The sequence below is a fragment of the Actinomadura formosensis NBRC 14204 genome, assembly GCF_001552155.1.
In the GTDB taxonomy this organism is placed as follows: domain Bacteria; phylum Actinomycetota; class Actinomycetes; order Streptosporangiales; family Streptosporangiaceae; genus Spirillospora; species Spirillospora formosensis.
The window spans coordinates 20,020-31,874 of record NZ_BCQQ01000087.1; the positions used below are offsets into that span (position 1 = coordinate 20,020).

An 11,855-nucleotide genomic window follows, 5' to 3' on the forward strand; every position below is an offset into this window, starting at 1 on the left:
GGGTTCCTCAGTTCCAGGCGGACGGGGCGTCCGGGGCGTCGTCGGTGCGCACGGTGCCCTCGATGAGCCCGTACGGGCGGTCCGCCGCGAAGTAGACCTCGTTGTCGTTCTTGAGGCCGAACGGCTCCAGATCGACCAGGAAGTGGTGCTTGTTGGGCAGCGACAGCCTGATCTCGCAGATGCCGTGCCGGCCCTCAAGGACGCGGCGTCCCATCTGGTAGAGCGTCTGCTGGAGGGACAGGCTGTGCGTCTCGGCGAACGCCTTGAGCAGCGCGTCGCGGGCGGCGGCGTACGAGGCGTCCCATGCCGCGTTCGTGTCCCGGTGCCGCCATCGGGCGGTCACCGCCGTGGCGAGAACGCGGTCGTCGGCCGGTTCCAGGGTCGTGTACTCGTCCCGGGCGAACCCGTGGAATTCGCTGCCGGTCGAGTTGAGGACGACCAGATCGGCGAGGCCGGAGACGACCGTCTCGGCTTCGGCGTCACCGTGCACGAGCGCCGTCCTGACCTCGCCGCCGTCCCGGACGAACGAGTGTCCGCCGCCGATCCGCCTCCAGCCGTACTCGTGGATCTCCACGCGGGCATGGGTGATCGCCGGCTGCGACGCGACGAAATGGCGGGCGAGCAGCAGCCCGAAATCCTCGATGGCCGCGATGCCGTGCTTCTTCGCGAACGCGAACACGGTGTTCTTCTGGGTGTCGGTCGGCAGCACGGCGGAGTTGTCGCCGGTCAGGTGCACGTCCCGCATCGCGCCCGAGAGGGAGATGCTGACGTTGACGTCCTTGAGCCGATGGGTGCCGCCGTCGCGGGTGACGCGGACGAGGCGGGTCTCCGCCTTCCCGTAGCGGTTGGGTCCGAGCACGATGGCCATCGTGGCTAGCTCCCGCGGTAGGTCGAGTAAGCGAACGGGCTGATCAGCAGCGGGACGTGGTAGTGCCGTCCGGGGTCGTCGATCGTGAAGGCGACCGTGACCTCGGGGTAGAAGTCCGACAGGCCCTCGGTCGCGAACGTCAGCCGGTGCACCCCGCTTCGCGGCTGGACGCCCCACTCCCCGATGCGGCCGTCGTCGTCGGTGCGGGCCTCGGCCAGCGTGGTCCAGCCGCCGGCGTCCCGCCGGTCGAGCCGGACGGCAACGCCCGCGGCGGGCAGCCCCCTCGCCGCGTCCAGCACGTGCGTCGACAGGCTCATGGGTTCTCCTTCGCGCCGAGCCTCGCCAGCCGCAGATCGACGATCTCGGCCAGTTCCCTCCGGACGACCTCCCGTTCGGTCCGGGCGTCATTCCCCAGCCGCTCCCGAAGATCCACGAGCATCTCCAGGGCCGAGCGGCCCGACGCGCGGATCAGGAACACATGCCCGAAACGCTCCTCATACGCCCGGTTCCCCTCGACGAGCGCGTCCCGCACCTCCCGCGCCGCGCCGGCCATCCCGGACTGCTCGCCCCTCGACCAGCCCGCCTCCCGCGCGTCGCCCCGCATCCGCTCCCCGATGCGCGGATGGGCCGCGAGCGCCTCCTCGACATCGGCCCATTCCAGTTCGTCCAGCACCCGCTTGGAGACCGCGCGCACCGCATCGAGATCCCGCTGCCCGGCGACCGCCGCGATCCACCGGCGGGACGCGCAGCACGCCGCCAGATCCGCCTCGCTCAGCTCCACGCCTGCCAGTACACACAGCCGCCCGGCCGGGGGTCGAGGCACAGGACGTCCGAACTGTGGCCCCCGTCACGCACGTCCTTTTGTAGCTTGCTCCACATGAGGTTGCGTTCCCTGCTCGCCATGCCCGGCCTGCGCCTGGAGGTCGTCACCGGGGAGGACGAGCTGGACCGCACGATCCGCTGGGTCGTCACCACCGACCTGCTGGACCCGGGCCGGTACCTGCGCGGGCGGGAACTCGTCCTGAGCGGGCTCGTCTGGCGGACCGGCCCCGCCGACTCCGAGACGTTCGTCCGGGCGCTCACCGAGGCGGGCGTGTCGGGCCTCGCCGCCTGGGATCTCACGCTCGGCGCCATCCCGGACGACCTCGTCGCCGCCTGCCGCCGGCACCGGCTGCCGCTGTTCAAGGTGCCCGAGGACGTGGCGTTCGCGACCATCACCGAGGAGGTGGTGCGGCGGCTGTCCGGCGCCCGCGCCGCCGACCTCGCCGCCGTCCTGGACCGGCACCGCCGCCTGGTGGAGGGCACCGGCCTGGACGCCGTCCTCGACCTGGTCGGGGACTGCCACGTCCTGACCCCGACCGGGCGGGTCGTCGCCGGGCCGTCCCCGCCCGGCCCCGCCGCGCTGGCCGGCGCCTTCCTCACCGCGCCGCGCCTGCCGCACCACGTCCGCGAGCTGGGCATGTCGGTCTTCCCGGTCGAGGGTGGGGCGCGGGTCGCGGACTGGTTCATCGCGGCCGAGGGCGACGCCGCCGACTGGCCGCCGGAACGCCGCGCCCTCACGGCCGAACTCGCCGCGATCGTCGCCCTCGAACGGGCCCGCATGCGGACCCCCGCGGACCAGGAGCTCGTGGCCGCCGCGGCCGCCGGCGACGTCTCCCGGCTGCCCGGTGCCCGTTACGTCGCGGTCGCCGCGGCCGGCCGGGACCCGGGCGAGCTACGCGCCGTCCTCGCCGAGATCCTCACCACGGCGCGTCCGGTGGTCGGCGTGCTGGACGACGAGGCGATCGCGCTCGTCCCCTCCGGCGAGGACATCGCGGCCGGATTGCAGGACGCTCTCGATTTCCTCGCCCCCGGCCTGTCGGGTGACCGGATCACGGTCGGCGTCAGCGACGTCGCCGCGCCGCCGGGCGTGCGCGCCGCGATCGAGGAGGCCCGCTACGCCCGCCGCCTCGCCGCGACCCGCCCGTTCCCGGTGTGCGTGGTCCGGCACGACGAACTCGCCACGCACATGCTGCTGCTCGCCGGCGTCCCGGACGGCGTCCGCCGGATGTTCAAGGCGCGCCTGCTCGACCCGCTGCGCGCCTACGACGAGACGCACGGCGCCGATCTCGTCCGCACCCTGGAGACGTTCCTCCGGCACTCCGGCTCCTGGACGCGCTGCGCCGGGCAGCTGCACCTGCACGTCAACTCCGTCCGCTACCGGATCCAGCGCATCGAGGAACTGACCGGTCGCGACCTGTCCCGCCTGGAGGACCGGGTCGACTTCTTCCTGGCCCTGCGCCTCAGCTCGTGTGGCGGACCAGGGCGGGAATGACCGTGTTCCAGGTCCGGCGGGGAAGCCCGGACCCGGTGCGCGGGAGGACGACCAGTTCCGCACGCGGGATCTCGGCGGCCAGCGCCTCGGCGTTCCCGAGCGGGAAGAACGGGTCGTCCTCGCCGTGCACGACCAGGGTCGGCGCGGTGATCTCCGGGAGACGTTCACGCCAGCGCTCCCCGCAGTCGAGGGCGGCGAACACGATGGCCATCTGGTCGGCGCGGTGGGCCGCACCGTGCTCGTCCTCGGGCCGGGTGCGGTCGTGGACGCGTTCGATGTCCTCGCGGGCCTCGTCCGCGTCGAAGTCACGCCCGCCCATGTGCCGGGCGTTCTCCACCTGGAAGGCGACCACGGAGGCCCGGTCCGTCCAGTCCACCCGCGGCGGGCTCATGAAGTGCTCCATGAGCTCGGGCGCGTGGTCGGGCAGGTCGGCGTCGGCCGGGCCGGGCGCCGTGGGGCGGGTGCCGATCAGCGTGAGGGTGCGGACGCGTCCGGGGTGGTCCAGCGCGAGAAGCTGGGCGATCCACCCGCCGGGCCCGGCACCGACGACATGCGCCCGTGCCAGGCCCAGCGCGTCGAGCAGCCCCGCGGCGTCCGCGACGAGGTCCCGCAGCGTGTAGGAGGGGGCCTCCGGATCGGCGGCCGTGGACCGCCCCGTGTCCCGCAGGTCGTAGCGGACCACGAACCGCCGCAGTGCGGCCAGCCGCTCGCAGAAGGCGTCGGGCCAGGTGAGCATCGTGTTCCCGATCAGCAGCACCGGCACATCGTCCTCGCTCCCGAAGGTCTCGGTGCAGAGTTCGACGCCGTTGACGGTGATGAGTTTCTCCATGCCCGTTGCGACCTCCGGGCCGTCCGAAACTCATCGCACGTCAGGGGTTCTCCTCTGGGGCAAGGGCGTTCAGGGCTTCGGTGATGCTCGTTTCGACGGCCTCCTTGTCGAGACCCACGCCGGAGAGGACACCGGCGCCGTTCTCGAATTCCAGGAGGGCCAGGAGCATGTGTTCGGTGCCGATGTAGTTGTGGCCCAGGCGGAGGGCCTCGCGGAAGGTCAGTTCGAGTGCCTTCTTCGCGTCCGCGTTGTAGGGGATGAGGTCGGGGACGTCCGCGGCCTCCGGCGGCAGCGCGGCGGTGGCCGCCTGGCGGACGGAGTCGAGCAGGACGTCCTGGGCCTTGATCGCCTCGCCCGCGACCGACCCCGGGTCCGCCAGGAGGCCGAGGACGAGATGGGCGGGCGTCATGTGGTCGTTGCCCGCGGCCTTCGCCTCGTGCATCGCCGCCATGACCGCTTTGCGGGCACGCGGGGTGAAGCGGGAGAACCCCTGGGAGGGGTCGAGGTCGGGCGCCTCGCCCTTCGGGACGAACCGCTTCTGCGCGGCCTGCTTGCTGACGCCCATGCTCTTGCCGATGTCGGTCCAGGACGCGCCGGAGCGGCGGGCCTGGTCCACGAAGTGGCCGATGAGGTGGTCGGCGACATCGCCGAGGTGCTCGGCGGCGATCACCGCGCTGCTGAGCTGTTCGAGGGCGTCGGTGTGGACCTTCTTGATGGCGTTGATCAGATCGTCCAGCCGGACCTGGCCGGTCACCGGAGTTTGTTCGGTCATACGTCAACCATAAGTTGACGATTCTCGTGCGTCAACCTCGGGTTGACGATCTACCAGGCGGCGGCTCCGTCGAACGTCGTCGCGTGCGGGGTGTAGCCCAGGAGTTCGCGGGCGGCGGTGATGTCCAGGGTGCGTTCCACCGCCAGGTGGCCGATGGCGTAGCGGGTGAGGCGCGGGGGTTCTGGGCGCCGGGTCAGCAGGAAGGCCCCCTCCGCCACGGTGGCGAGGGGACCGGCGATGCGGGCGGGGATGTAGACCGGTCGCGCGCGGATGCCGCGTTCGCCGAGGATCGCCCGGAAGGCGGCGTCGATCGTCACGGGTTCGGCGTCGGCGACGTTGAAGACGCCCGAGGCCACGCGGCCCGTCGCGGCCAGGAGGCAGGCTTGGACGAGGTTGCCGATCGAGGTGAGGCTGATGCGGGTCTCCCCCGAGCCCACCGCGGGCAGGAGGGGGCCGCGCACCGCGGACAGGACGCGCGGCAGCAGCGTCGTGTCGCCGGGGCCGTACACCGCGTGCGGGCGCAGGATGATCGCGCCGTGCTCCGAGGCGAGACGTTCGGCGGCGGCCTTCGATGCGCCGTAGGCGTTCATGTAGCGGGACGCGGGCGCCTCGTCCTCGCGGGCCATGATGCTCGGACGGAACGGGTCGTACACGCTGGCCGTGCTGACATGGACGAACCGCGCGCCGGGGAAGGCCGCGAGGGCGTTGCGGGTGCCGGTGAGGTTGGCGGCGAACAGGGCCGGGGCGGGCCCCCAGTCGGTGACGCTGCCCGCGCAGTGGATGACCGCGTCCACGCCGGGGGCGTCCCCGAGCGGGCCGCGGGTGAGATCCCAGGAGCGGTACGGCGCGCCGCCCACATGGGACGGGGGCACAGCCGGACGGCGTCCGAACGCGTACGTCGTGACGCCGCGGGACGTCAGGGCACGGCATACCGCGCCGCCCACGAAACCCGATGCGCCCGTCACCGCGATCTTCATGGCGCCACCATGGCGCGGAGCCGGTCGCGGTCCAGTTTGCGGGTGCGGCCGGCGCGGGGCAGCTCGTCCAGGACGACGATGCGGTCGGGCAGGGCATCGTGGTCGATGACGTCCGGGAGAGCGCGGCGCAGCCGGGTGGGCAGGTGGGACGGGCCCACCACGGCCAGCACGACTTCTTCGTCGCCGGTGTGCGGGTCGGGCACGCCTACGATGGCGGCTTCGGCCACATCCGGGAGGGCCGCGATCGCTGGTTCGTATAGGCCCGGATACAGGTTGAACTTGCCTCGGATCAGCATGTCCTTCTTGCGGCCCATGAGGACGAGACGGTCTCCGTCCAGGCGGGCCAGGTCGCCTGTCGGGAGTTCGGTGAGCGGGTCCGCGCCCAGGTAGCCGCGGCACAGGTTCGGGCCGGACAGCAGGAGTTCGCCGTCGTCCGCCAGGCGCACGCCTACGCCGGGTAGTGGCACGCCCAGCAGATCGCCCGATGCCAGGTGCGCGAGCTTCTCCTCCGCCGACGCGATCGCCACCGGAAGGATCTCCGTCATCGCGTACACGGACAGGACCTCGGCCGACGGCGCCGCCGCGGCCGCCCTGCGGAGGATCGCGGCGGGTGCGGGCGCGGCGCCGAGCAGGACGTGGCGGAGGGTCGGCGGCAGTTCGGGAGCGGCGTCCAGGATCTCCGCGAGGTGCACGGGAACGCAGAAGGTGTGCGTCGCCCCTCGTTCCCGCATGAGGCGGGCGAAGCCGGCCGGCGGGCAGAACAGCGGCGGCATCGACCAGCGGGCGCCCGCGATCAGCGTCGGCAGGCCGAGCATCAGCTGGTCGGTGTGCACGACGTCGCCGGGGCCGAGCGGCAGCCGGGCCCGGAACAGCTCCAGTGCCGCCGCCAGCGATGCCTGCGTGTGGACGACCGCGCGCGGGCTCGCCGTCGTCCCCGAGGTGAAGATCACCGCGGCGGGCGCGTCCGGGTCGGTGTCCCCGGCGATCTGCGGGGCGCTCTTCGGGACGTCGCCGCGCAGCAGGTCCGCGAACGACAGGGCGCCGCGCGGCACGCCCGGCAGCCGGCGTCCCACGTGGATGTGCCGCATCGGGCCCGCACCGGGAACCCGCAGATCGGCGAGGTTCGGCAGGAGCAGCCCGCGCCGCCGCGCATACGCCCGGACGGGCCGCAGCCGGCTCCCCGCGTACAGCACCGATTCCGCCGCCGACCAGCGCGGGCGCGCCAGCCTCAGCCGCGCGGTGAACATCTCGGGCCCGGCCCCCGGATCGGCGAAGACGACCACTCCCCCGGCCGCGACCACGCCCAGCGCCAGCACGAGCGACTCCGGTGCGGGCCGCACGGAGAACAGCACCCCGTCCCCCGCCGCCAGACCGGCCGACAGCAGGCCGTGCCGGACGGCGAGGACCTGCCGCCGCAGCTCGCCGTAGGTCAGTTCCGCGCCGTCCCCCGCGACGAGGGCGACCGCCTCCGGTGTCCGGGCGGCCTGGTCGAGCAGCCGCCTGACCAGCGTCACGCCGCCACCTCCGACCGGACGGCCAGATACCGGTACGTCGGGATCAGCACTCCCCGGGCCGCCGCCCGGCGGGTGATCGTCAGGGGCGCCGCGGCGAGGAGCGTCCGGGCGGCCAGCCGGATCTGGGCCATGGCCAGCGGATAGCCGATGCAGAAGTGCGGCCCGGCGCCGAACCAGAGCCGCCGCAGCTCGGGCGGATGCGGGCGGTCGAGGTCGAACGGCCCGTAGGCGCGGCAGCAGTTGTGCGTGGCGATCAGCACCCGGTCGCCGGGCCGGATCGCGACACCCCCGACCGTGACCGGGCGGTGCACGCTGCGCAGCATCACCGGCGTCGGCGTCGTCACCCGCATGGCCTCCTCGACGGCCCGGTCGAGCAGCGAGAGATCATGCGCGACGCGGAGCAACTGCCCGTGGTCGCAGAGCAGGGCGATCAGCCGGGGCAGCAGCGTCGCGACGGTCTCGGTGCCGGTCAGGAAGAACGCCCCGGCCGCGCCGCGCGCCTCGTCCCGCGACAGGCCGAGCGCCCGCATCCGTCCCATGACCGTCGACTCGTCCCCCGCGAGATACGCCTTCGCCGCGACGTCACCGAGCGGGTCGAGCACCTCGCGGGCCCGCCGCACCTGGGCCGGCGACAGCCGGCGCGTGCGCAGCGACACCATCGACACGATCCGCTCGCCCTGCTCGAACAGGTCGCGGTAGGCCGCCTCGCCGCCGCCCTCCAGGCCGATGACCTCGCCGATCACCGTGCCGGCCATGACGCGGGCGGTGTCCACCAGGTCGACGGTCGCGCCGCGTGCGAGCCGGTCGGCGAGCCGGGCCAGCGGCTCGGCCAGCACCCGCGCGCACAGCGCCTCGGTATAGGACGGGACGAACAGGTCGGTGAGCCTGCGCCGGAAGGCCCGGTGCGCCTCCCCCTCCATGTTGAGCAGGACGGACGGCCCGAGTACCGGCGTCCACAGCTCGCCGGGCGAGCCGGGCCCGTCCTTGCGGAACGTCTCGCCGTCCATCAGGATCTCGCGGGCCGGCGCGGCCTCGTTCACGACCACGCCGACGCCGGGCACGCGCACGACCGGGCCACGCCGGGCGACCCCGCGCAGCAGCGGATACGCGAGCGGATGCGCGGCCGTGTAGAGCCGCTGTTCCCAGTTCACCGGATGTCCACGACGGCCGGCTTGTAACGGTGGTCGGCATACCAGCCGAGCGTCCTGACCAGGCCGAACGCTCGCAGCCGCCGTACCGACCCGTACACGATCACGTCCCCCCGCAACCCGTAGGCGTCGGTGAGGTAGCGGACGCGGTTGACGAGCGCGCGGTCCTCGTGGACCTCCTCGATGCGGGTGCGCGGGAAGCCGCCCGACCGTTCGTACAGGTCCGCGGTGATGGCGACGTTGCAGCCCGGCATCATCACGTACGGCCCGAGGTACAGCGGGTCCTGGTTGCCCGGACGGAACCGTCCGAAAAGGGCGGCGATGTCGATGACGGCGGGCAGCAGGCGACGCTCCCAGAACTTCAGCGGGAACTCGTCGGTGCGGGGCAGCAGCGGCCCGGACACCATCTCCAGCCCGTCCCCGAACGCCCGCTTCACCGCCGCGACCCAGCCGCGATGCGGCAGGCAGTCGGCGTCGGTGCGGGCGACGTGCGTGGCGCCGGCGCCGATCGCGTGCCGGACGCCGGTGTCGGCGGCGGCGCCCGTCCCCTTCTCCGGCTCGTGGACGATCCGGACGTCGAACGCCGTGCACCCGGCCGCGAACTCCTTGACGACCTGCGCCGTCCCGTCCGTGCTGCCGTTGTCGACGACGACCAGCGAGAACCCGGTGTCGGTCTGCTCGGCGAGGCGGCGCAGCGTCGCGCCGATCGACCGCTCCTCGGCATAGGCGGGGATGACGACCCACAGATTCATGATCACAACTCCGCGAACATCACGCCGAGGCTGACGCCGCCGGCGAGGCCGATCAGCGCGACGCGGTCGCCGGGGCCGCAGCGCCCCTCGGCGAGCCCGGTCGCGACCTGCAGCGGGAGGCTCGCGGACGCGACGTTGCCGTGCTCGGGCAGCGTGACCACGAGCCGGTCGGACGGGATGCCGAGGATCGAGCGCAGCACCTCCAGATAGGGCAGCGTCACCTGGTGGACGGCGATGACGGCGAAGTCGTCCCAGGTCAGCCCGGTCTTCTCCAGCGCGGTCAGGAAGATCTCCGGGCCGCTCGCGACGAACGCGTCCTTCAGGCGCCGCCCGTCCCCGCTGAAGTAGGTGAAGTCGGGGTCGCGGGGGTGCATCGAGCCGCCCGCCGGGAGCGTCCCGATGTCCCAGGCGCTGGAGACGGCGGCGAAGTCGCGGTAGAAGATCCCGCCGTCGGGCGCGGCCTCGACGAGCATCGCGGCGCCGCCGTCGGAGAGGGTGTAGCCGGCGAACGCGTCCACGAACTGGGCGCGGTCGCGGACGTTCCAGCGGATCGCGCGGGACGGGCTCTCGCCCGTGCAGACCAGCACCCGCTCGTGCTGCCCGGTCCGGATCAGCGCGTCCGCCATCTGGAGCCCGTTCAGGAAGCTGTTGCAGGCGTTCTTCACGTCGAAGACGGGGCAGACCGCGCCGAGCTTGGCCGCGACGATGTGCGCGGTCGCGGGCTCGATGAGGTCCTGCGACGCCGACCCGAAGATCAGCAGGTCGAGGCCCGCCGGGGCGACGGCACGCCGGGCGAGGGCGCCGCGGGCGGCGGCCACGGCCAGGTCGGACGCCTGCTCGTCGTCGCGCATGACGTGCCGGGCGCGGATGCCGGTCATCCGCTCGACGATCGTCGGATGCGGCCGGTAGCCCGTGCTCTCGGCCGCGACGCGCGCCTCGACCTCGGCACTGGTGACGGTCCGCTCGGGCAGGTGCGCCGCCACGGCGGTGATGCGGGCTCTCATGGGCTGGGTTCCCCCGGTTCCTCGTGCTCGGTATGCGGCCAGCCTCGCCGCTCCGGGCGCCGGCGGTGAGGGAGACCCTACGGAACACCGGCCGCGCCTTGTACCCGATTCGTAGTGAGTACTGCCACTTATCCGGTTTGAGTAGTACCGCGTTTCCGCCGCGCTTCCCAACCCGGCACAATCGCGGGATGACCAGCACGAAGATCCTGGACGCGGCCCGGCACGAGGCGCGGCTGCTGTGGTCCGCCAACCCCGGGCTGTTCGCGCTCCTGGAGGCCGCGCGGCACACCGGGCCGATCACGCGCGTCCCCGGGCTCGGGTGGGTGGTGACGGATCCGCTGCTGGCCCGGCACGTCCTCAACGACCACGTCGCCTTCGGCATGAACGGCGAGGGCGGCGTCGGCCACCTGTGGACGCAGCTGTTCGGGGACGAGATGGCGCAGTTCTTCGGCGGCGCGCGGCACGCGGAGATCCGCACCCGGGTCCGCGACCTGTTCACCGAGGACGCGGCCCGGACCTTGGTGGAGCGTTCCCAGGGCCCGTCCCACGCCGCGCTGGCGCACCGGCTCGCCGCGGGCGAGACCGTGGACGTCGCCGACGCCGCCCGTGTCCTGTCCGGACGGATGGTCGCCGACCTGCTCGGGCTGCCCGCCGGCCGGCCCGACGCCGCCTACCGGACGCTGTTCGCCGCCGGGGAGCGGCTCGCCCGGCTGGCGCTGGGCACCACCGCGTCCACCGTCCTCGACCCGGCGATCACCGCGCAGGCCAGGGAGATCGTGGACGACATCACCGCCGGCGTCCCGCACGCCTACCCGAGCGCGGGGCCGGACACCCTCCTCGGCCGCTGCCGCGGGCTGGGCCTCGGCCTCCCGCTCGCCCGCGGGCTCGCGACGCTGCTGGTCATCGCCGGGACGGAGACCGGCGCGTCCGGGACCGTCCGCACGGTGGCGCTGCTCCACGACACCGGCCTGCAGAGCGCGCTGCTGGACGACCCGTCCCTCCTGGACAACGCGGTGCGCGAGGGCCTGCGCGTCGCCGCCCCGGCCCCGGTGATCGGCCGGCACGTGGCCCGGGACGCGACCGTCGGCGGGCGGCGGCTCCGCGCGGGCGAGCGGGTCCTGCTGCTGACGTACCGGGCGACGAACGGGGCCGGGCCGTTCGACGTGCACCGCGAGTACGTCCCGCAGACGCGGCAGCTGTGGTTCGGCGGCGGCCGCCACCTCTGCCTCGGCGCGGCCGTGGCACGCGCTCAGGTGGCGCGGATGCTGGCGACGCTGCTGTCCGGCGGCCGTCCGTACCGGATCGTGTCGCGGCGCCCGGCTCGCCGCGTCCTCGTCCCCGCGTACGCGGAACTGCGGGTGCGGCGGGCCTAGACCGGGGGGATCGCGGACGGCGGCGCCTTGGTCACGGGGGCCGTCGGGGTCACGGGGGCCGGGGCGGACGGCGTGGTCGGGGCGGACGGCGGGGAGTGCGTGATCGTCGGGCCGACCGGGCGCACCGGCTTCTCGTCGCGCGGCGCGGAGTTCCACCACCAGAGCGCGAACGAGATCGCGAGCAGCACCAGCACGCCGCCGATCACCTGGAGCACCGCCATGCGATGGCTCGGCTCGCGGTGCCGGCGCCGGAACGCCGACCGGCCGCCGCCCCGCCGCGCGGTCCGCCGGGCGCGGCGGCGTT

At 73.7% G+C, this 11,855-nt stretch carries 12 protein-coding genes and 1 pseudogene; 2 read left to right on the top strand and 11 right to left on the bottom strand.

Annotated features, from left to right (window positions below; genetic code table 11):
- Nucleotides 1-7: 7 nt before the first annotated feature.
- From pucL to uraD, 3 genes are read right to left on the bottom strand one after another with little or no spacing between them, the layout of a single operon-like run.
- A complete protein-coding gene (gene pucL / locus AF1_RS21700) occupies nucleotides 8-868 on the bottom strand; it encodes a factor-independent urate hydroxylase (RefSeq protein ID WP_067802248.1) in 861 nt (286 codons plus the stop codon).
- A gap of 5 nt (nucleotides 869-873) precedes the next feature.
- The gene (gene uraH / locus AF1_RS21705) at nucleotides 874-1,185 is read right to left on the bottom strand and encodes a hydroxyisourate hydrolase (protein WP_067802251.1); all 312 of its coding nucleotides are present in this window, start codon (nucleotides 1,183-1,185) and stop codon (nucleotides 874-876) included.
- On the bottom strand, nucleotides 1,182-1,649 hold the full coding sequence (gene uraD, locus AF1_RS21710; protein ID WP_242608926.1) for a 2-oxo-4-hydroxy-4-carboxy-5-ureidoimidazoline decarboxylase: 468 nt from the start codon (nucleotides 1,647-1,649) through the stop codon (nucleotides 1,182-1,184). Before uraD ends, uraH begins: the two co-directional genes overlap by 4 nt.
- Before the next feature lie 96 nt (nucleotides 1,650-1,745).
- Here uraD and AF1_RS21715 point away from each other — a divergent pair, with 96 nt between their 5' ends.
- Nucleotides 1,746-3,182 (top strand): PucR family transcriptional regulator, encoded by a 1,437-nt coding sequence (locus AF1_RS21715; RefSeq protein ID WP_067802252.1) that lies wholly within the window; start codon nucleotides 1,746-1,748, stop codon nucleotides 3,180-3,182.
- Here the strand turns inward: AF1_RS21715 and AF1_RS21720 are convergent.
- The 7 genes from AF1_RS21720 to AF1_RS21750 are packed head-to-tail and all read right to left on the bottom strand — an operon-like array spanning nucleotide 3,151 to nucleotide 10,178.
- Nucleotides 3,151-4,011, bottom strand: coding sequence for an alpha/beta fold hydrolase (locus AF1_RS21720; protein ID WP_067802255.1), 861 nt, complete (start codon nucleotides 4,009-4,011; stop codon nucleotides 3,151-3,153). The two genes, AF1_RS21715 and AF1_RS21720, sit on opposite strands and share 32 nt — an antisense overlap.
- Nucleotides 4,012-4,051: 40 nt before the next feature.
- Nucleotides 4,052-4,783, bottom strand: a complete 732-nt coding sequence (locus AF1_RS21725; protein WP_067802260.1) for a Clp protease N-terminal domain-containing protein — start codon at nucleotides 4,781-4,783, stop codon at nucleotides 4,052-4,054.
- A gap of 50 nt (nucleotides 4,784-4,833) precedes the next feature.
- Nucleotides 4,834-5,760 (bottom strand): NAD-dependent epimerase/dehydratase family protein, encoded by a 927-nt coding sequence (locus AF1_RS21730; RefSeq protein ID WP_067802263.1) that lies wholly within the window; start codon nucleotides 5,758-5,760, stop codon nucleotides 4,834-4,836.
- Complete coding sequence (locus tag AF1_RS21735) at nucleotides 5,757-7,274, bottom strand: class I adenylate-forming enzyme family protein (RefSeq protein ID WP_067802265.1); 1,518 nt, start codon at nucleotides 7,272-7,274, stop codon at nucleotides 5,757-5,759. Before AF1_RS21735 ends, AF1_RS21730 begins: the two co-directional genes overlap by 4 nt.
- Nucleotides 7,271-8,425 (bottom strand): cytochrome P450, encoded by a 1,155-nt coding sequence (locus AF1_RS21740; protein WP_067802267.1) that lies wholly within the window; start codon nucleotides 8,423-8,425, stop codon nucleotides 7,271-7,273. The genes AF1_RS21735 and AF1_RS21740 overlap by 4 nt, the downstream gene beginning before the upstream one ends.
- The gene (locus AF1_RS21745; protein WP_067802270.1) at nucleotides 8,422-9,174 is read right to left on the bottom strand and encodes a glycosyltransferase family 2 protein; all 753 of its coding nucleotides are present in this window, start codon (nucleotides 9,172-9,174) and stop codon (nucleotides 8,422-8,424) included. Before AF1_RS21745 ends, AF1_RS21740 begins: the two co-directional genes overlap by 4 nt.
- A 2-nt stretch (nucleotides 9,175-9,176) precedes the next feature.
- Nucleotides 9,177-10,178 carry a 3-oxoacyl-ACP synthase III family protein gene (locus AF1_RS21750; protein ID WP_067802273.1) on the bottom strand — a complete coding sequence of 334 codons (1,002 nt, stop codon included), beginning with the start codon at nucleotides 10,176-10,178 and terminating at the stop codon, nucleotides 9,177-9,179.
- Nucleotides 10,179-10,366: 188 nt separating this feature from the next.
- On the opposite strand from AF1_RS21750, the gene AF1_RS21755 reads away from it, so the two are divergent.
- Nucleotides 10,367-11,551 (top strand): cytochrome P450, encoded by a 1,185-nt coding sequence (locus AF1_RS21755; protein ID WP_067802276.1) that lies wholly within the window; start codon nucleotides 10,367-10,369, stop codon nucleotides 11,549-11,551.
- Here AF1_RS21755 and AF1_RS35280 read toward each other — a convergent pair.
- Nucleotides 11,548-11,855 (bottom strand): annotated as a pseudogene (locus AF1_RS35280) (hypothetical protein); the annotation flags it as partial. The gene AF1_RS21755 and the pseudogene AF1_RS35280 overlap by 4 nt on opposite strands.

Excerpts from the sequence above, each read along its gene's own strand:
- AF1_RS21755 (WP_067802276.1), top strand. The coding sequence starts at position 10,367 with ATGACCAGCACGAAGATCCTGGACGCGGCCCGGCACGAGGCGCGGCTG.
- pucL (WP_067802248.1), bottom strand. The coding sequence starts at position 868 with ATGGCCATCGTGCTCGGACCCAACCGCTACGGGAAGGCGGAGACCCGC.
- AF1_RS21720 (WP_067802255.1), bottom strand. The coding sequence starts at position 4,011 with ATGGAGAAACTCATCACCGTCAACGGCGTCGAACTCTGCACCGAGACC.
- AF1_RS21745 (WP_067802270.1), bottom strand. The coding sequence starts at position 9,174 with ATGAATCTGTGGGTCGTCATCCCCGCCTATGCCGAGGAGCGGTCGATC.
- AF1_RS21715 (WP_067802252.1), top strand. The coding sequence starts at position 1,746 with ATGAGGTTGCGTTCCCTGCTCGCCATGCCCGGCCTGCGCCTGGAGGTC.
- AF1_RS21725 (WP_067802260.1), bottom strand. The coding sequence starts at position 4,783 with ATGACCGAACAAACTCCGGTGACCGGCCAGGTCCGGCTGGACGATCTG.
- uraH (WP_067802251.1), bottom strand. The coding sequence starts at position 1,185 with ATGAGCCTGTCGACGCACGTGCTGGACGCGGCGAGGGGGCTGCCCGCC.
- AF1_RS21730 (WP_067802263.1), bottom strand. The coding sequence starts at position 5,760 with ATGAAGATCGCGGTGACGGGCGCATCGGGTTTCGTGGGCGGCGCGGTA.
- AF1_RS21750 (WP_067802273.1), bottom strand. The coding sequence starts at position 10,178 with ATGAGAGCCCGCATCACCGCCGTGGCGGCGCACCTGCCCGAGCGGACC.